This window comes from Pseudoduganella lurida, assembly GCF_007830455.1.
In the GTDB taxonomy this organism is placed as follows: Bacteria; Pseudomonadota; Gammaproteobacteria; order Burkholderiales; family Burkholderiaceae_D; genus Rugamonas; species Rugamonas lurida.
This window is the reverse complement of record NZ_VLLB01000004.1, coordinates 116,312-133,093: the sequence shown is the minus strand read 5'-3', so window position 1 is coordinate 133,093 and position 16,782 is coordinate 116,312. Positions and strand designations below refer to the sequence as shown.

19 protein-coding genes are annotated in these 16,782 nt (G+C 60.8%); 10 read left to right on the top strand and 9 right to left on the bottom strand.

All coding sequences use genetic code 11. The features are described 5' to 3' along the window. Positions 1 to 279: 279 nt before the first annotated feature. The 8 genes from IP91_RS13030 to IP91_RS12995 form a co-directional block, all read right to left on the bottom strand. Positions 280 to 1,461 (bottom strand): HEPN domain-containing protein, encoded by a 1,182-nt coding sequence (locus tag IP91_RS13030; RefSeq protein ID WP_145649447.1) that lies wholly within the window; start codon positions 1,459 to 1,461, stop codon positions 280 to 282. Between the two features lie 54 nt (positions 1,462 to 1,515). Beyond that, positions 1,516 to 1,734, bottom strand: a complete 219-nt coding sequence (locus IP91_RS13025) for a helix-turn-helix transcriptional regulator (RefSeq protein ID WP_145649446.1) — start codon at positions 1,732 to 1,734, stop codon at positions 1,516 to 1,518. Further along, entirely contained in the window at positions 1,731 to 2,012 is a 282-nt protein-coding gene (locus IP91_RS13020) for a hypothetical protein (RefSeq protein WP_145649445.1), read from the bottom strand. Before IP91_RS13020 ends, IP91_RS13025 begins: the two co-directional genes overlap by 4 nt. A gap of 8 nt (positions 2,013 to 2,020) precedes the next feature. Next, positions 2,021 to 2,668, bottom strand: coding sequence for a hypothetical protein (locus IP91_RS13015; RefSeq protein ID WP_145649444.1), 648 nt, complete (start codon positions 2,666 to 2,668; stop codon positions 2,021 to 2,023). Further along, positions 2,665 to 2,952 (bottom strand): hypothetical protein, encoded by a 288-nt coding sequence (locus tag IP91_RS13010; RefSeq protein WP_145649443.1) that lies wholly within the window; start codon positions 2,950 to 2,952, stop codon positions 2,665 to 2,667. Before IP91_RS13010 ends, IP91_RS13015 begins: the two co-directional genes overlap by 4 nt. Next, positions 2,949 to 5,117 carry a ParB/RepB/Spo0J family partition protein gene (locus tag IP91_RS13005; protein WP_145649442.1) on the bottom strand — a complete coding sequence of 723 codons (2,169 nt, stop codon included), beginning with the start codon at positions 5,115 to 5,117 and terminating at the stop codon, positions 2,949 to 2,951. Before IP91_RS13005 ends, IP91_RS13010 begins: the two co-directional genes overlap by 4 nt. Positions 5,118 to 5,138: 21 nt before the next feature. Continuing rightward, entirely contained in the window at positions 5,139 to 5,378 is a 240-nt protein-coding gene (locus IP91_RS13000) for a hypothetical protein (RefSeq protein WP_145649441.1), read from the bottom strand. A gap of 530 nt (positions 5,379 to 5,908) precedes the next feature. Then, the gene (locus tag IP91_RS12995) at positions 5,909 to 6,661 is read right to left on the bottom strand and encodes an XRE family transcriptional regulator (RefSeq protein ID WP_145649440.1); all 753 of its coding nucleotides are present in this window, start codon (positions 6,659 to 6,661) and stop codon (positions 5,909 to 5,911) included. A gap of 39 nt (positions 6,662 to 6,700) precedes the next feature. Here IP91_RS12995 and IP91_RS26760 point away from each other — a divergent pair, with 39 nt between their 5' ends. The 5 genes from IP91_RS26760 (at position 6,701) to IP91_RS12975 (ending at position 11,286) form a co-directional block, all read left to right on the top strand. Next, positions 6,701 to 6,910 (top strand): helix-turn-helix domain-containing protein, encoded by a 210-nt coding sequence (locus IP91_RS26760; protein WP_158643136.1) that lies wholly within the window; start codon positions 6,701 to 6,703, stop codon positions 6,908 to 6,910. Between the two features lie 154 nt (positions 6,911 to 7,064). Then, positions 7,065 to 7,508, top strand: a complete 444-nt coding sequence (locus IP91_RS12990) for a phage regulatory CII family protein (protein WP_145649439.1) — start codon at positions 7,065 to 7,067, stop codon at positions 7,506 to 7,508. Between the two features lie 9 nt (positions 7,509 to 7,517). After that, complete coding sequence (locus IP91_RS12985; protein ID WP_145649438.1) at positions 7,518 to 7,718, top strand: hypothetical protein; 201 nt, start codon at positions 7,518 to 7,520, stop codon at positions 7,716 to 7,718. Next, positions 7,718 to 10,489, top strand: a complete 2,772-nt coding sequence (locus tag IP91_RS12980; RefSeq protein ID WP_145649437.1) for a DUF5906 domain-containing protein — start codon at positions 7,718 to 7,720, stop codon at positions 10,487 to 10,489. Before IP91_RS12985 ends, IP91_RS12980 begins: the two co-directional genes overlap by 1 nt. A gap of 341 nt (positions 10,490 to 10,830) precedes the next feature. Further along, the gene (locus IP91_RS12975; RefSeq protein ID WP_145649436.1) at positions 10,831 to 11,286 is read left to right on the top strand and encodes a hypothetical protein; all 456 of its coding nucleotides are present in this window, start codon (positions 10,831 to 10,833) and stop codon (positions 11,284 to 11,286) included. Positions 11,287 to 11,358: 72 nt separating this feature from the next. Here the strand turns inward: IP91_RS12975 and IP91_RS12970 are convergent, their stop codons facing one another. Continuing rightward, complete coding sequence (locus tag IP91_RS12970; RefSeq protein WP_145649435.1) at positions 11,359 to 11,856, bottom strand: HIRAN domain-containing protein; 498 nt, start codon at positions 11,854 to 11,856, stop codon at positions 11,359 to 11,361. A 46-nt stretch (positions 11,857 to 11,902) separates the two neighbouring features. Here IP91_RS12970 and IP91_RS26695 point away from each other — a divergent pair, with 46 nt between their 5' ends. The 5 genes from IP91_RS26695 to IP91_RS12945 all read left to right on the top strand — a co-directional run bounded on the left by IP91_RS26695 (position 11,903) and on the right by IP91_RS12945 (position 16,782). Next, positions 11,903 to 12,322, top strand: coding sequence for an HNH endonuclease (locus IP91_RS26695; RefSeq protein WP_307724421.1), 420 nt, complete (start codon positions 11,903 to 11,905; stop codon positions 12,320 to 12,322). A 397-nt stretch (positions 12,323 to 12,719) separates the two neighbouring features. Continuing rightward, entirely contained in the window at positions 12,720 to 13,205 is a 486-nt protein-coding gene (locus tag IP91_RS12960) for a hypothetical protein (protein ID WP_145649433.1), read from the top strand. 156 nt (positions 13,206 to 13,361) lie between these two features. After that, positions 13,362 to 13,835: a P27 family phage terminase small subunit gene (locus IP91_RS26420; protein ID WP_145649432.1), complete on the top strand. Its 474-nt coding sequence runs from the start codon at positions 13,362 to 13,364 to the stop codon at positions 13,833 to 13,835. A gap of 53 nt (positions 13,836 to 13,888) precedes the next feature. Continuing rightward, the gene (locus tag IP91_RS12950; RefSeq protein ID WP_145649816.1) at positions 13,889 to 15,553 is read left to right on the top strand and encodes a terminase large subunit; all 1,665 of its coding nucleotides are present in this window, start codon (positions 13,889 to 13,891) and stop codon (positions 15,551 to 15,553) included. Then, entirely contained in the window at positions 15,550 to 16,782 is a 1,233-nt protein-coding gene (locus tag IP91_RS12945; RefSeq protein WP_145649431.1) for a phage portal protein, read from the top strand. The genes IP91_RS12950 and IP91_RS12945 overlap by 4 nt, the downstream gene beginning before the upstream one ends.

Here is a 16,782-nt window from a genome sequence, read left to right as displayed (position 1 = left end):
AAGTGGGCGCCTACTTTCAATAGTTTGGTGATTACAGTATAACGCTGCTGCTGTGCATCTCTTGCAGCCCAGTTTAGGCCTGGCGTAGTGTCTACTAGAGTGGCTAAAATCAGACAATGAAATCCGAAGACTACCGCGCGATCGCGGCAGATATGATGTCAGGTGATCCTGCCTGAAGTGTAGGTTGGTCCCCCCGACTGGAATCGATTTATGTAGATAAGTAATTGAAATTTAGTGACTTTTTGATCGCAAAATATTTGGATACCAACAAAAGTACCATCAAACATCCATTGCAAGGGGCTGATCACATGTAGCAGCCATTTTGAGCTCATGGTCGATTACCCGCCGGAGATACTTCCTTGCGGTTTGCAGTAGTTCGCGCCCCTCGTCGTCCAAGCCAAACTGCTTGGAATGTACGAGTTTTCCACGTTTCTTCAGGATGTCTACGTAGCTTCTGGCAAGTTCTTTGCGTTCAGCCGGGGTGCGTCCTAGTAGGTAGGCGAACCTATCTGCGAGCCGTTTACTCATGTCTGAGATGTTGTCGTCATCGCCCAGCAAGGCTTCGAGTCCAATGCAGACCGAAAGAAAGGCAACTGTTTGATTCGCGACATAGGTCGAGTCAACAAGCCATTCGATGGCTGTCGCAATGCGCTCGTTTTGGCGTCTTTGCAAAAGTTGAGCTGAGCTCAAGAAATTAGAGCATGCATCTTGGAAGAATGCTAAGGGCTGTCCTGGGGCGTTGAAGTTCCGAGCATCGCCATAGCGGAGTAGGCTGCCCAGCCTGAGATTGAGGCCGCCGATTAACCGCGATAACCCGTCTGGGATCAAAATATCGCCGCCAGCCTCTACAGTCTTATCGACTAATTTTGCGGATGCAGTGCGCGGGCCGAACACGGACGATGTGAGATCGAACTTGTCCATGTGATACCAGAAGAGCTTCACTTCGCGAAATGCTGCCGCGAGTGCCGCGCTGTCAGCGCTACCGTCGGAGAAGCCCGTGAAATACACAAGTAGATAAACGCGCGCTGAGGTAGGATCGCCACCACCAAACCGTAAGTATGAACTTGTACCAACCTTCACCTCGGCATCGCTGAGATAGCGAAAGGAAGGCAAGGTAACGGTGAGCTCGTATTGCCGCGGATACGACTCTAAGGTCGCGATGATAGCTTCTACAAGCCGCTGCCGCATCATCTTGTCCGAATGCTGACCATGCGATTCATTATCACGGTCGACGTACAATAGAACGTCGTCGAAATCTGCTTGCGATCTATAGATAACGAGATCAAGCTCGCGTCGTGACATTATGTGCTTGAATACTGGAGCAATCAGGTCGAGCAAGAGCTGGCGTTTTTCTTCTCCTGAAGCGAGTTCCAAGGCGTCATATGGATCGTCAGAGAGAAAATAGTTCTCTAATGCCAAAAGGTATTTGCCTTTAAGGCGTACTCCGTTCGCGCTGCGCATACTGGCCCCAAAGTTGCCAGTATAGCGAACATCGGTATCTAGGCAATTCTGGCATTAGACTTGGTTCGAGATCCAAGTACGGATGTCTTCCACACGCCAGGCGGTGACATTGGTCGACAGCTTAACCGGTGCCGGGAACTGCTCGGCCTTCACCTTGCGCCACAGCGTGGCGTGTGAGAAGGGAATAATACCCCGTATGGCATCCTTCGCGTTACCGATCAAGTCGCGCTCGCGGACGAAGCCGGTTTCTGGGAGGGTGTTTATGTGCGTCACGTGGCTGGCCCTTCGTTGTCCTCGATGATTTTCAAGATGGTGCGGTAGCCGATACCGATTTTTCCTGCCTGTGCGTGTGGTTCGTACCAGCACAGATACCAGCAGTCCTCTCCCTCACGTTTCCAGCACTTGCCGTCATAGGTCCCAGATGGGTAGCTGCGCGAATAGTCCAGTAGGCCGTCGATCTGGCGCGGCGTCAGCAGCACGTGCATGTCATCCATAGGTGCTTCGCGGATGTCGGCCGGCTGCTGCCAATGGCGGCCAAGTGGGTCGGTCATGAGCGGGATCATTTAGCATCCCCTGCTACCTTTGTGATCGACGCGCCGCACGCGCAATGGGCCACTTCGAGCTTCAGATCAAGCGCCAGGAGTGCATTGTTCCACGGGCAGTTGCCGTTCGTGTGCTCGCCGATGAACTCCTTGAAGTGATCGCCGATCCCGCTGGCCAGCATGTCGCACGTGCTGTGCAGCTGCTCATTGTCTGCCAGCGCCTGGTTGTATGCGCGATCTAGCCGCGCAACCTCTGCTGCCAGTAGCTGACGATCGGCTTCGGGCGACAGCCCATGCACGTGTGCGGCGCCGTGCTTGAAGTAGCCAAACGCGGTCATGCGTTCGAAGCCGTCGCGCAGGAATGAGTCGCCGTCTGCGATGAGGCAGAAAGCCTCGGAGAAGGGATCGGTCACGTCCACGGCCGGACGTGCAACCGGGCCTTGCTGGCCGACGACATAGGCTGCGGCGCCAATGACTGGCAGAGCATCGATCTCCAGGTGCGCGTGCAGCAGCTGCGCGGGTGTCATGTGCTTCTTCAACAGCGCGATCGTTTGTTCGGAACGATTCAAGGCGTCGGCCAGGCCGGCGGCGGTGTGCGATGCGGTGTGCAGCTTCGCGGCCAGGTCGACGGCGGCTTCGCGGAATGGGTTGGTTTGCTGGTTCATTGCGGTTGTTCCTCGGTGGTCGGTGCGGCCGGCTCTGCGGGTTGTGCCTCAGGCTCATTCATCGGCCCGGGCAGATTGTGTGTGGTGGATGGCGACAGCTCCTCGGCCGGCACTTCGCCATGGCCAGCCAGGTAGACGGTCGTTTCGACTTCACTCCCTGAACTGAAGGTCAGCGTGTGGATAAAGCGATGCACGCCGTTGTGCAAGACCGGATGCGCCTTCTGCAAGCAGTGCAGCAGCACCCGGTTATGCTTCTGAATCTCATCGCGAGTGCGCGCCATCATTCGCCTCCCTCCGGTGCCGTGTGCGCCACGGCACCGATCACCACCGTGCGGGCGGGCTTCTTCGTGCGCACGATTGGGCCAGTCGTTTCCGTGCTGCCCGCGACGTCCGGCTTTCGGTGCTTCAGCGAGAGAGTTTTGCGTGCGACTTCTGCCTGGCCTTCCCGCGTGCTGGTCGGGAATGGCCTGACGTCCGCGGCCGGCAGCGTCGTCGGTTCTGGCGCATGCCATTCGTTCTCGCGCCAGATGTAGCCCGTCTCGTGTCCGAACACGTCCAACGACTTCACCAGGTGCGGCGCGTTCTTGATGACCAGCGGCGTCAAGTCGTTGAGACGGTCGCGGTTGGCGGCGATGAAGGCGTGCAGCGTGTCAGCATCCGCCAGGGCCAGCATGAGCGGCTCGGGCGGTTCGGTCGGCGCCGGCGTTGTTTCGGCGACCGGCTGCACTGGCTCCACGTCCGGGATCTCCGCCTGGGCGGGTTTCACCTTCTTCGGTTGCGCCTTCTTCGCCTTCGCGGCCTCCTTCGCTTTTTGCTCGTCGACCAGGCGCTTGCGGATGGCCCGCGAATCAACGCCGCGGGCCGCAGCTGCATCGAGCAGGCGTGTCGGCGTCTCGCCCTGGCCGGTGTATGTGTTGACGGTAAGGTCGCGCACCAGAAGCATGTCATGGATCAACTGGTGGACCTGGTCGATCGGCATCACGTGGATCTGTTCGCTGATAATGGCTGTCGTGCTGCGCCACTTGCCGCCCGTATGGTTACCCTCGTACTCCTTGCCGGCCCAGCCGTAGAGCTTGCGGATGAAGTCGACGTCGGTGTTCGGGCAGTTGCCGTAAAGGAGCGCGGCAACTTCACGGTAGTCAATGGCTGGTGAGGCGGGCGAGGCATCGCGCACTGCAACGAACAGATCCCGCCGATACTGCCTCTCCAGCGCTGCGTCCTTCTCCTGCTGCTTCTCGCGCGCACGGTCCTTCGCCGCCCTCGATGCCTCGGTTTCGATTTCGGCGCCGGCGACTTCGCGCACCAGCTCCTCCAGCACCTCCACCTTTGCGACCGTGATCAGCTTCTTCTTGTCGAACGGGCTCTCGACGACGGTATCCGTAGGCGTGCGCTTGCCAAGCAGCTTGCGGTACGTAGTGGAGCCGCCGCCCTTGACGTAGAAGCTGGCGTCGACGTCGGCGTAACCCTTGCGCAGGCTGCCGTAGGAGTTCGCCACGATCTTTTTTGCATCCTCGCCGCTGACGACCGTCACGCCCTTCGCCTCGGCCGCCTGGCGGGTTTTGGCAGCGTGTGCGGCCTCCTTCTCGCGGTAGCAGGAGGGCAGCGTGCAGACGTTGCCTGCCTTCGGATCGCCTTCGTAGTCGGGCTGGTTGCCGGCGCGCTTCGGACAGGTGGTGCACGGGCCCGCGCGCTCGACCAGGTTGGCGTCCTTGATCGAGAACGCGGCGCCTTTCAGATCGACGGTGTAATTGCTGCGCAGGAGTTCCTTGGCACGGCGGAAGGACATTGTCTCGCCGGACCAGTCCGGCTTTGTCAGGTCCGCTGCCGCCGCCTTTTGCATCTCTGGCGTAGGCAACCGGGCGATCAGTTCCGCCACGGCTGCATTGAACTTCTCCTCGTAGAACTGCTCGCGCAGCGGCTTGGCCAGCGCGCACAGCTTCAGGCGGCCGTAGATGTACGAGCGGCTTTTCTTCAGGCGCTCGGCCAGCTGGTCGGGCGTGTAGCTGTGGGTGAGCATCAGGCGCTCGTAACCCTCCGCCTCCTCCAGGGGATGCGGATCTTCGCGCTGCAGGTTTTCCAGGATCTGAAGCTCGATGGCGTCGTGGTCCGACAACTGCTTGCAGATCGCCGGAATGTACGAGGCACCTGCCATGATCGACGCACGGAAGCGACGCTCGCCAGCGACGATCTCGTACCGCTGCATCGCGTCGTCAGTCGGTTCGACAGGCCGGATCAGGATCGGCTGTGCAACGCCCTTGTCGCGGATGCTGTCGGCCAGCTGCTGCAGCGCCTCAAGGTTGAACCGCTTGCGGTTGGTGGCCGAGATGCGGATGTGTCCCAGGCTGAATTTGCCGAAAGAGCTGCCATCGGCCAGTACGAGCTCGTCGACGATGATCGGCGCGTCGGACAGCGACACCACCGGTGCGGGAAGGAAGGTGAGAGTGGTCATGCCAGGCTCCGATCGTGCTGATTACGAGGCTTGTGCAGACGTCTGCACTGGCGTGATCGCGTCCTGGATCGGCTTGGCCAGGCGCAGGTCGGTCAGCTTCATCAGCCACGGCATGCCGTTCAAGGTGTTCGGCACACGGATCTCGGCGAGGGTTCGTTGGTGCGTTATGTCTTCGAACAGGTTCGTCACCGTGCCGCGTTGCGGGCCTTCTTGGGTATCGAAATCGACGACCGCGCCGCGGCCGATTTGTTGCTGTTGCATGTAAATCCTTTCATTAGTCGTGGTCATTGGCCTGCAGCCGTTTGGGGTCGAAGCAGTCGCGGCGCTCGGCGTAAGTGCGAGCGCGGAGATAGAGCAGAGTGCGCAGCGCTGGGTCGTTCTTGACCTGATCCATCGTCAAGGACGTGCGTAGCGATCGATAAGCGAGATCGAGCGCCAAAGCATCAGGGAGTGAGGAAGGCATTAAATTCAGACGAATGCGAAGCTCATGCCGAAGTCACGGTTACGCCACACGTGCCAAATTGGTCTATGGCACGCATGTGGAGGTCGGCACTTGCATCCGCATTCGCGGCAAACTGGATCTGTTCAGTTTCCGTCCTGACAGTGACGAGGTACGTACGTTGAAATTTCGTTGTCGCCGCGGTGTTTCGATTTAGCGGTAGAAATGACATGGCTACTCCAGTAAGTTGAGAGCGCCAACTATACTCGTATGAATAGTTATGTCAATACGCGAATGAATAGATTGGGATAAAAAAAAGCCACAGGTATGTGTGGCTTCTAGTGCGATGCGACTATATGTGTTCGGTTTCTCTACGAACGACCCGACCTACAATCAGGCATTCGCCATCATGGCAGCTCTTACGCTGATAACGTGCCTGGTCAGGGTTGTCAGAGCTTAGCCACCATCGTCCAGCATCCCTAGTGAGTCGCTTTACGACGGCTTCGCCTTCATAGTTGATCGCATACACGAAGCCGTCTACATGCTGTGTGTCGCCTGTATTCACGATGACCACGTCGCCGTCGAATAGGTTCGGCTCCATGCTTTCTCCCTTCACTGTCAGTGCGATCAGTTTCTTGGGGTTGAAGCCCTTTTTGTCGGCCCAGTGTCGCGGGATACTTAGCTTGGCGCCATCATAAATTTCTGGGACGGTTTTGAAGCCAGTGATGCCTGCTTGCAGCTGGAGCTGGACCCTAGGGATCTGATAAAAGTGAGGGTCATCGTCTTCTGCTACAACTACTCTCATTGCGCCTGGGGGTAGGGGTGTTGCAAGCGACTCCTCTGGAGAGCCGAGGCCCTCATGCAGCCATGTGAATGACACGTTGCAGGCTGCAGCCAGCTTTTGCAGTGTGCCACTTTCCGGACCTTTCGAACCTACACTTTTCAGGATGCGATTGATCGTAGGCTGAGGCACGCCCGAAGCTCGCGAAAGTGCACTCTGCGACTCGAACCCTGCCGCCTTCATCGCCTTATCTAGTCTGGTCGCAATATCCATACGGCGACTATACGCACACGTATAAAAGGCAACAACTGTCGATTCATTCACGGATTGACTTTCCTATCCATTCGCGTATAGAGTGTTGGCATGGAAAAGACAATCACCCACATGCTCAAGTCCATCAAGGATACGTCCGGATGGAGCGAACCTCGAATTGCCGAGCGGCTGAACACGTCGCAGCCAACGGTGAACAGGATCCTTCGCGGGCAGTCTGATTGTCGAGCTACGACATATTTGGCCATCACGGATCTGTACACAGAGCTGTGCGCGCCGCGAGATCGCAGAGCCGAAGACTGACCCCTGTCGACCAGATGTGATGCGCCTTTGAACGCGCGCGGGATCGCCTCGCCCAAAGTATTGCCATCAGGAAAGTTCAAGAGGTGTTCGTTATCCATCGTTGAATTATTTCATTAACAACAGGCAATTTCCTCATTTTATTCAGTGTTTCCAAATGAACATTCTTGACGCTTTTTACAGAACCGTGCACGACGCCGTTGGTGGTTGCGAAGCCCTCGCGGTGCGACTAGGCATGTCGGCCCAGATCCTGCGCAACAAGGCGAATCCGAACAACCCGGCCAATCGCGTGCTGCTCGAAGACGTCGACCAGGTCATGGGAATCACGGGTGACATCCGTGTACTCCACGCGCTGGCAGCAAACCATGGGCACGTGTGCGTGCGCACCGACCCGGCCGCGTCCGCATCCGACCTGGCCGTGCTGGAACTCGTCGTGCAGGTGATGACTGGCAATGGCGATGTTGGTGCGGAAGTGAATCGAACCCTCGCCGACGGCCGCGTGGAGCGTCACGAAATCGAAGCGGTGGAAGCAGCCGTATATCGCACCAATCAGGCCATGCAGCAGCTCGTCGAGCGGCTCAAAGGCATGGCAGAGAAATAAGAGACCGCGTTGAACATGACCAAAAACGTCCCGACAAAAAATCACGTATCGGCCAGTGGCGCCGATGCGACCGGAAACGCCGTGCGCGCACATAAACGTGGTGCCATCGTGGTGCTGCGCGAAGGTGCGCTGGACTACCGCAACTATCCCTCCCTAGCGGGCGGGCAGCGGTTGCCGTACAAATCGGGAACGCACCTGGGCGAGAAGTAATGGCGTCACTCGAACAAGTCATTGCGCAGATGAGCGCCGACCTGCCGTCCATGCCCGCTGGGCATCCACGGCTGAACGGCAGGATCAACAAGTTCGGCAAGGGGAAGAAGGCATGGTACCGGTTGCGCGAATTCACGCTGCGCTCCGGCCGCCAGGTGATAACCGGCGCCTACGGCATCTGGCAGGGGCAGAACCCCAACTCCGTACCTATCCGCATCGACTGGGAAGGCGCGACCGACGAGGAGCGCGCGGAAGCGGCACGTCGGCAGGCGGACGTGGAGCGTGAAGAAACGGAACGGCGTGCGAACGCGGCACGCTTTGCTGCAAATCGTGCTGGCCAGGAGTGGAAACGTGCGGCACCGATCGACGATGCTGCGGCCGTGCCATACCTGGCGCGCAAACAGATTGGCGGGGACTTCGCGCGTGTGATGGCGAACGGCACGCTGCTGGTGCCGGCGCGTCGCTACCGGGCAGGTGAGCGCCCGGAGCTGGTCTGCGTGCAGAAAATCGATCCGGACCCAGCCATGGGGAAGCGCTTCAATCATGGCGCCGACATGGTCGGTGCCGCCTGCCTGCTCGGTTCTATCACGCGCGGCGAGACCAAGCTGATCGGTATTGCCGAGGGCTATGCCTCTGGCCAGTCCGTACGCCTGGCGCAGGGCGGTTCGCTGCCCGTGATGCTGGCCTTCAGCGCGGGCAACCTGCTGGCGGTTGCCCGCCAGTTGCGTGCCGACTTCGCGGAGACCACGCTGCTGTTTTTTGCAGACGACGACTGGCAGCTGGTGCAGCGCTACGAGCGTGATCTACGGGATCACTTCGATGTGGAACCGGCGCCTGCGATCGATGGCATGGATCACGTGCTCACCAGCAGCAAGGGCGAACCTGTGACCGTTCGCGCTACGTGGCGCCAGGATGCGACCGGTACCGGATACATCGAGGCCGACATCCGCTCTGGCCGCCGTGTGCGCCTGCTGAAGTTCGAGAACGCCGGCCTGGCCAAAGCGCGTGCTGCCGCTTCGGACGTTGGCAATGCAAAAGTCTGCTGGCCAGCGTTCGCTGACCGTGGCGAGAACAAGTGGACCGACTTCAACGACCTGCAGGTGGAAGAATCGATCGAGGCGGCCCGCGACCAGGTGCTGGCCGCGATTGCTGCTGCGACAGCGCCGCCCGCGGATGACCTGATCGCCATGGACTCCCCCGCACCCCCTGTCGAGGAATGCGCTACCCCCGCGCTGCTGGACTGGGCCGATACTCCCCCGCCCCCCTCGGAAGAGGATGCCGCGCCAGCAGGCACGGGTCTGGTTCCGCTGGCGTGGGCGCTGTCGCACTGCGCGCTGATCCAGGGCTCGACGCACGTGTGGGATTCGGTGAACCAGCTGCGCATGCCGAACAGCGCGTTCGTCAAACTGGTGGGCAAGGAAAGCGCGAAGGCATGGGACGTCAGTCCACAGCGCCGCTCGATCAGCCCGCGCGTGCTGCCGGCGACGGTGCGCGGCGTCGCAGACGCCGGAGGGGGTGCGGGGGACGACAGCCTGCTGGCGATGCTGGAACGCTACACGCTGCTGTACGGCACCAAGACGGTATGGGACCACGACCGGCGCAAGATCGTTGCGTACGATGCCATGGCACTGTCGCGCGGCTCGAATCTGGCCGAACGCTGGCTGGAGCATCCGCACCGCCGCGAGATCGACCTGGAGAACCTGGTGTTCGACCCAACGCAGCGCGTGGACCTGAAGACGCACATCAACATGTTCGAGGGCTTCCCACTCAAGCCGAAGAAGGATATCGAGAAGGCCGGCCTTGCGCTGACCCTGCTGCAGAGCCTGTGTGCGGCGGAGTCGAATGCCGACGAGCTTATGCACTGGGTGCTGTGCTGGCTGGCCTATCCACTGCAGCACCCTGGTGCCAAGATGCAGACGGCGATGCTGTTCTTCGGCGAGAAGCAGGGCACCGGCAAGTCGCTGTTCTTCGAGGCCATCGTGAAGCCGATCTACGGCGAGTATGGCGCGACGGGCGGTCAGAACCAGCTGGACTCGACATACACGGTGTGGCGCTCGCAGAAGCTGTTCGTGCTGTTCGAAGAGATCCTTTCGCGCCAGGACAAGTACAGCGCGATCGGCCTCATCAAGCACATGATCACGGGCCGCACGCAGCCGATCAGCCAGAAGTTCAAGGACGATCGGGACGAGGCCAACCACATGAACACGGTGATGCTGTCGAACGAGTTCCAGGCCGTGCCGCTGGAGCCCCACGACCGGCGCTTCCTCGTCGTCGACGTGCGCAAGGATCTGGATCCGGAGCTGCTGGCCAACATCAAGGCCCAGCTCGATGACGGCCTGGTCGAGGCGTTCTATGCGTTCCTGCTGGAGTATCCGCTGGGCGACTTCACGCCGCACACGTATCCGCTGATGACCGGTGCGAAGGAGCGCGTGATCAGCTTCGGCCGGCCTGACTGGGAGGCGTTCTATCTGGCCTGGGCTGGTGGCGAGCTCGATGCGCCGTACTGCTCCTGCCTCTCGGAGGATCTGTACCTGGTGTACGACCGTTACTGCTCGCGGTACCGGTTGCGCGGGCTGTCGCTGACGAAGTTCGCCGAGCTGATGGGCACCAGGTTGCAGAAGGACCGGCAGTGGGTCGGCCTGGGAGCGATGAAGAAGAAGCTGCTGACGGTGCTGCACGTGCCGCCACAGGACAACGATCCTGCGAGCGAGACGTTGAGCCAGGCTTGCGAACGGTTCCGCACTGGTGCTGACATCAAGGCTCTGTTATGAGCCGGGGCGATATCACGGTCGTGCACATGGGTGGTGCAAACCCTGTTAGGCGCAAAGCCAGTGTTCATGCGGGTTTAACAGGGTTAGCAGGGTTTGCAGGGTTCGCCGCGCGTGTGCGTGCGTAATACCTAAAAAAGTAGGAAGAAGAAAAATCCATATGTGCGTGAACTACAACCCTGTTAACCCTGATAACCCTGTTAAGGCAAGCATTCATGCGGGTTTCAGCGTAACAGGGTTGGGATTAAGACTGTAAGCGGGGTGATAGAGGTTCAAAGGGCGACGATCAGGGTGGTAACAGGGATGCGGTGCAGGGTGGCGGGATCAATGAGAGGGACGGCAAAATGAAGGCGATGGCGGATATGGTGGTGGATGGTGTGGTGTTTGTGGAAGAGACGCGGCGCGAGGTGAGGAGGGCACCAGTGGCGGCGCGTGCGATTCCCGTGGCGGTGAAAGTGGCGGTCGATCCGCTCGACTACTGCCTGGACCTGTGGACCCAGTGGCAGCGCCGGGATGATACGCGCCTGGGCTGGCGCGGCAAGTGCGCGATCGTCGAGGGCGAGGATGAGGCGGACACTGACGCGCTGTACAGCGGCCTGGATGACCGCGTGGCGGAAGCGGTAGAGGCGATGATGAAGAGCCTGCCGCGGCACCTGGACTGGGCGATCCGCCAGCGATGCCGCATTGCCACCGTGTGGCGGTTCCCGTCGCTGGTTTTCGGCGACGTGCTGCCGGAGGCTGAGGCCGCGCTGCGGGTGCTGTTGCAAAAGAACATTGCAACGCGCTGCATGTTTGTTTAGAATCCGATCCGGGACGAGCCACGTCCCTACGAAACGAAAGCCCCGCGGATGCGGGGCTTTTGCGTTTCTGGATTACAGCCGTTTCATCTCCAGCCAGACGCCGTAAGGCGTGCGCACCCTGTCCATTTTCTTACCGCCGAAAATCACGGCTGGGCAGGATGTGGTCGCGCCCGCAACCCCGTGGTCCTTCAGTCGCTGGTGGAACAGCGCTGCGTTTGCCTTCGCGAGATAGCCAACGGTGCCGCCATCGATGTCGACGCGGATAGCGTTTCGATCGTACTGGTTTGCTGGTTCCGGTATGAGGAACGCTTTGCACGCCACCGCTACGCCGTTTTCATCCGGCGTGCCGACAAGCCGCTTAAGGTGCGGCTGATAGTTGGATTCCCCTACCACTTCGACCTCTCGATACCCGTTGTTCTCCCAGTGGTGGGCGGCGATATGTGCTCGCGGTGCTGCAGGCACTTTCTGTTTCGGTGAGCGAGCATCCGGACCGTCGCGGTAGCCGGAATATATCTTCCAGCCGAAGTACGCGACGACAGCAAGCAAAATTAGCGCAGGTAGTTCAGCCATACATTCCCTCATGTAATCATCATCAGGGCATTGTATCAATGTGCAAATGGCAACTTCTATTTGCCAGGTAGACGCAGATATCTGCATCCGGAGTGCCATGCCCCGATCAGCACCCAGACCCTGCAGTGCGCCGACTTGTTCGGTGCTCGTGCATGACGGCAGTGGCCGCTGCGGCGCGCATCCACGTGAGGCCTGGGTAAAGGTAGTTCCCGCGAAGCGGATAACGGGCCGCCGTCTCCAAGCTATGCGCGCCGCGCTATTCGCACGCGACCCGCTGTGCGCCGAATGCCGGCGCCAGGGTCGCGCGGTTCCAGCTACGCAGCGCGATCACATCATTCCACTCAGCGAGGGCGGACCGGACGACGAGACGAACGAGCAAGGGCTATGCGGTGAATGTCATGAAGTGAAGTCGCGGGCAGAAGCTATCTACGGGAGATGGCGGCAAGCAATAGTCCTCCCGCCATGAACCATAAAAGTTCAAGTTGATGGAGGATCAAGCGGATCGTATGGGATGTACCGTCGGGGTAAGCCTGCGAGCAGCACCCGTTCTATAACGCTCGGCGGCAAGCCCTCGGACAAGAGGACATCCATCGCATCAGCTATCCCGTTGCGTTTGCAAATCGCCAAGGCTACTTCCACCATGGCCGCCTGCACATAGTGGCGCCGGCGATCTTTCATCGCATCAAAATTACCCATAGGTGCCTCGGGTTTTGTGGTGACTTGTAAGGTGCAAGAAACGTAGACACGAAGGAAATATTAATAATAGTACATTCCTTATCGTTTGCACGTGTTGCTTCGTTTGCGTGCTTGAGCGATGGGCCAAATATTCGCGGTCGTTCGGGCCGCACATGACAGGAGAACGTATGACTGCAATGCGTGTGAAGCGACTGCGTCGGGCGGCGGTAAGTCAAATGGTGCGACGGGTTCAACCGACCTACACCTCCGAGGGAAGCGTCCCTCCGCTTGAGCCAGTGCAGAGGCGCGTCAACGAGCAGCTGACAGCGATGGGGCTTGCTGGCGTTAACACGCGAAACCAGTTCAATCGCTCCGTGTTCGGTATCCAAAAGTCCAGCAAGGCGAGCAATAACCGGATCATGGACCAGATGGAGCCAGAGCTTGTATACGTAGTCCAAGTCGATGCGATCGCCGTTCGTCGCCGCAGCTGGCCGCATCGGTTCATTCGCAGTTATCTCGGCTGGCGTCAGCGCCTCGGCATCGTGCTGTCGCTCCGCGCGGCCTGGGTGATCTCGCGGGCTGCTCCGCTGCCTCCGGTCGATCCTGCCGACCCTCGGTCGCGCCCTGGTCGCAGCTGGCATGAGGATGCCGGGTGGAAATATTCTGAGGGGTAGGGCGGGTCGAAAGTCGGGCCTGCCCCGGCGGAAACCGTAAGGTTAGGCAGGAATTTTCGCGGAACAAAAACTACCCCCCGGGGGTTTGATCGGTAGGTCACCAGTCCCAGCAGTTCGCGCTCTCGCGCATCACTTCCCCGTTCAGGGAGCAATCACATGGATATGAAATCGAGCCTCGGCACATCGCTGCCGGCGGTCGGCGCGCATGCCGTCCGCGCCGGCGCCGACGTGTCGTCGCCCGATGCGCCGCCGGTCATCGGCCTCACTGGCCAGGAGCGCGAGGTCTACGACTACATCTGCGAGTCGCTCCGCGCCGCCGGCATCGAGCACGTCACGGCCGGCATGCCGATCGCGATCATCGTGCGGACCTTCGTGGACTGGATCGCGGCCAGCAAAGAGTGCGACGAGAAGGGCCGGTCGCAAACCTCGAAGACCGGATGGTCGACGCCGACGCCCTGGGCGGACGACGAGAAACGCTTGAAGATGGAGCTCGGCCAATGGCTACCAAAAGCATGTCTGACGATTCCATCGCTGGCCAGGGTCCGAAAGGACACGGGCATCCAGGGCGGCCAGGACGATCTGTTCGGCGATCTCGTAAACCACGCCATGTCCTCTCCCGCGCGAAGGTAGAAGGTCTCACGCCGGCGGAGCTGGAGGAGTGGGACGATACGTACGGCTTGCCCGTGCTGCGCGGCGAGATCATCACCGGCAAGTACGTCTACCTGGCCGTGCTGCGGCACTACCAGGATCTGCGCGATGCCGGCAAGCGAGGCTTCGTGTTCGCACCGGCGCATGGCTGGCACATCATCGAATACATCGAGCGGTTCTTCGTCCACATCAAGGGGCCGCTGGCCGGCAAGCCGATCCTGCTGGACCCGTGGCAGAAGTTCTGGACCGCGGTGCTGTACGGGTGGCGCCGCCAGTCCGATGGCATGCGCCGTTTCAGCCGCGCGTACGAAGAGGTGGCGCGCAAGAACGGCAAGTCCACGTGGAAGGGGCCGCAGGGCGCCTACCTGTTTTCGATGGACGGCGAGATCGGCGCCGAGGTCTACGCGGTGGCGACCACGCGCAACCAGGCGATGACGGTGTTCAAGCCGGCCTTCGACAACATCCGGCGCTGGGTCAAGCGCTCTGCTGGCGTGGCCAGGTCATTCAAGATCTATGCCGGCATGAACCACGAGAAGGTCGAGCTGGACGACAACTCGGTCTTCCTGCCGCTGCCGGCCAACGCGGAGAACCTCGACGGCCTGAACCCGTCGGCGATCCTGTTCGACGAGCTGCACGCGCAGAAGCACCGCGACGTGTGGGACGTGATGGAGTCCGCCCTGGGCGCGCGGTCCCAGCCGCTGCTGTCGGCGATCACGACGGCCGGCTTCATCCTCGATGGCATCTGCACGGAGCAGCGCGGTTACCTGATCTCGATCCTGGAAGGCAAGCGCGTCGACGATGCGTTCTTCGGCTACGTCTACACGCTGGACACCGACGACGATCCGTTCGACGAGCGCGTCTGGATCAAGGCCAACCCCGGCCTGGGCCGGTCGAAGACACTCGACTACCTGCGCGGCCAGGCCCGCAAGGCGGCGGCCATGCCGGGCGCGAAGGTCAACTTCCTGACGAAGGACTTGAACATCTGGTGCAACAGCGCCGATGGCTGGTTCGACATGAACGTCTGGGACAAGGGCAAGGCGAAGTTCGACCCGGGCGTGCTGCTGGGCCGGCGCTGCTACGGCGGCCTCGACCTGGCCTCTACACGCGACCTGACCGCCTACTCGCTGGTGTTCCCGCCGGATGAAGAGGGCGGCGACTGGTACGTGCTGGTGTGGTTCTGGTGCCCGGAGGACAAGATCGCCGAACAGGCCGATGACGCCGCGCCGTACGAAGCCTGGCGCACGGGCGGCTGGCTGACGGCAACCGAGGGCAACGTCACTGACTACGGTCCTGTGAAGGAGCGGATCCTGCAGTCGCTGCAGGACTACGACGTCCAGGAGATCGGCTTCGATCGCTGGAACGCGCTGCAGCTGGCGAACGAGCTGCTGGAGCAGGACGTGCCGCTGGTCGAGGTGCCGCAGAACACGGGCGGCATGTACCCGGGCAGCAAGGCGTTGGAGGTGCTGGTGTACGGCAAGGTGTTCCAGCACGGTGGCAATCCGGTGCTGCGCTGGTGCGCCAACAACACGGCGCTGCTGTTCGATTCGAACGGCAATTTCAGGCCCGACAAAAAACGGTCGAACGCCAACGGGCGGATCGACGGCATCGTCGCCACCGTCATGGCGCTGGCCCGGGCGATGTCCACGGACGAGGGGCAGGGCAGCCTCGACGACTTCCTCAATGGAGTGATCAGTACATGAGTCTATTTTCATCCATGCGCTCCTGGTTCGGCGGCGCGCTGGGCGACATCCTTGGCGTACAGAGCGGCAAGCCGGGATATTCGCTCAACGGCGGTGCGCGCGGCCTCGGAGTTGATGGCGCGCTGCAGATCAGCACCGTGTGGGCCTGTCTCGATCGACGCGCCGGCGCGGTGGCCAGCATGCCGTGCTTCGTCTACAAGCAGCTGGCCGGCGGCGAGAAGACGTTGGCGCGCACCGAACGGTTATACCAGCTGCTGCATGACCAGCCGAACAACCGCATGACGCCGTTCGAATTCTGGCGCGCGATGATGCTGAATCACGACCTGCGCGGCAATGGCTACGCCAGGATCGACCGCGATGCCAACGGCGAAGCACTGGCGCTATGGCCGATGCCCGCCGACCAGGTAGAGCAGAAGATTCTCGACGACGGCACGGTGGTGTACGCATACCGGCTCGGTAGCAACGTGGCGATCCTCGCGGCGCAGAACGTGCTGCACCTGAAGAACCTGGGCAACGGAACGATCGGCCTGTCGAAGCTGGAGTTCATGAGCTCGACGCTCGACGAGCAGGCGAAGGCGCAGAGCGATGCCAGCAAAATCTTCGGTTCTGGCGGCAAGCCTGCGGGCGTGCTGACGGTCGACAAGGTGCTGAACGACAAGCAGCGGGAGAACGCCCGCCGCACTTTCAACGAGATGTCGCTGACGTCGGACAACAAGCTGCACTTGCTGGAAGCGGACATGAAGTTCCAGCAGCTGACGATGACGCCGGCGGAGCAGCAGCTGCTGGAGACGCGGCACTACGGCGTTGAGGAGATCTGCCGCTGGTTCGACGTACCGCCAGTCCTGGTGCACCACGCGAACGTCACCAGCTGGGGCAGCGGCATCGCGGAGATCCGCGAAGGCTGGTGCATCTTCTCGATCGGCCCCCTGGTCGTGAACCTGCAGCAGGCAGTGCAGCGCTGCGTGCTGACGCCGCGTCAGCGCGCGACGTTGAAGGTGGAATTCTCGCTCGACGCACTGCTGCGCGCTTCGCCATCGCTGCGCGCGGACATCAACGCGAAGAACGTACAGAACGGCCTCAAGACCCGCGCAGAGGTGCGGCAGCTCGAAGGCGACCCGTTCATCCCTGGCACCGATGTGCTCACCGCGCAATCGAACCTGGTGCCGCTGCACATGCTCGGCCGGCTCAAACCGGCCGCCGGCGGCGACGGCTCCAACATCGCACAGTAA

What these genes read in the sequence shown, in the direction of transcription:
- IP91_RS13030 (WP_145649447.1), bottom strand. Translation starts at nt 1,461, where the DNA reads ATGCGCAGCGCGAACGGAGTACGCCTTAAAGGCAAATACCTTTTGGCA.
- IP91_RS13020 (WP_145649445.1), bottom strand. Translation starts at nt 2,012, where the DNA reads ATGACCGACCCACTTGGCCGCCATTGGCAGCAGCCGGCCGACATCCGC.
- IP91_RS13015 (WP_145649444.1), bottom strand. Translation starts at nt 2,668, where the DNA reads ATGAACCAGCAAACCAACCCATTCCGCGAAGCCGCCGTCGACCTGGCC.
- IP91_RS13010 (WP_145649443.1), bottom strand. Translation starts at nt 2,952, where the DNA reads ATGATGGCGCGCACTCGCGATGAGATTCAGAAGCATAACCGGGTGCTG.
- IP91_RS13005 (WP_145649442.1), bottom strand. Translation starts at nt 5,117, where the DNA reads ATGACCACTCTCACCTTCCTTCCCGCACCGGTGGTGTCGCTGTCCGAC.
- IP91_RS13000 (WP_145649441.1), bottom strand. Translation starts at nt 5,378, where the DNA reads ATGCAACAGCAACAAATCGGCCGCGGCGCGGTCGTCGATTTCGATACC.
- IP91_RS26760 (WP_158643136.1), top strand. Translation starts at nt 6,701, where the DNA reads ATGGAAAAGACAATCACCCACATGCTCAAGTCCATCAAGGATACGTCC.
- IP91_RS12990 (WP_145649439.1), top strand. Translation starts at nt 7,065, where the DNA reads ATGAACATTCTTGACGCTTTTTACAGAACCGTGCACGACGCCGTTGGT.
- IP91_RS12980 (WP_145649437.1), top strand. Translation starts at nt 7,718, where the DNA reads ATGGCGTCACTCGAACAAGTCATTGCGCAGATGAGCGCCGACCTGCCG.
- IP91_RS12975 (WP_145649436.1), top strand. Translation starts at nt 10,831, where the DNA reads ATGAAGGCGATGGCGGATATGGTGGTGGATGGTGTGGTGTTTGTGGAA.
- IP91_RS12970 (WP_145649435.1), bottom strand. Translation starts at nt 11,856, where the DNA reads ATGGCTGAACTACCTGCGCTAATTTTGCTTGCTGTCGTCGCGTACTTC.
- IP91_RS26695 (WP_307724421.1), top strand. Translation starts at nt 11,903, where the DNA reads ATGGCAACTTCTATTTGCCAGGTAGACGCAGATATCTGCATCCGGAGT.
- IP91_RS12960 (WP_145649433.1), top strand. Translation starts at nt 12,720, where the DNA reads ATGACTGCAATGCGTGTGAAGCGACTGCGTCGGGCGGCGGTAAGTCAA.
- IP91_RS26420 (WP_145649432.1), top strand. Translation starts at nt 13,362, where the DNA reads ATGGATATGAAATCGAGCCTCGGCACATCGCTGCCGGCGGTCGGCGCG.
- IP91_RS12945 (WP_145649431.1), top strand. Translation starts at nt 15,550, where the DNA reads ATGAGTCTATTTTCATCCATGCGCTCCTGGTTCGGCGGCGCGCTGGGC.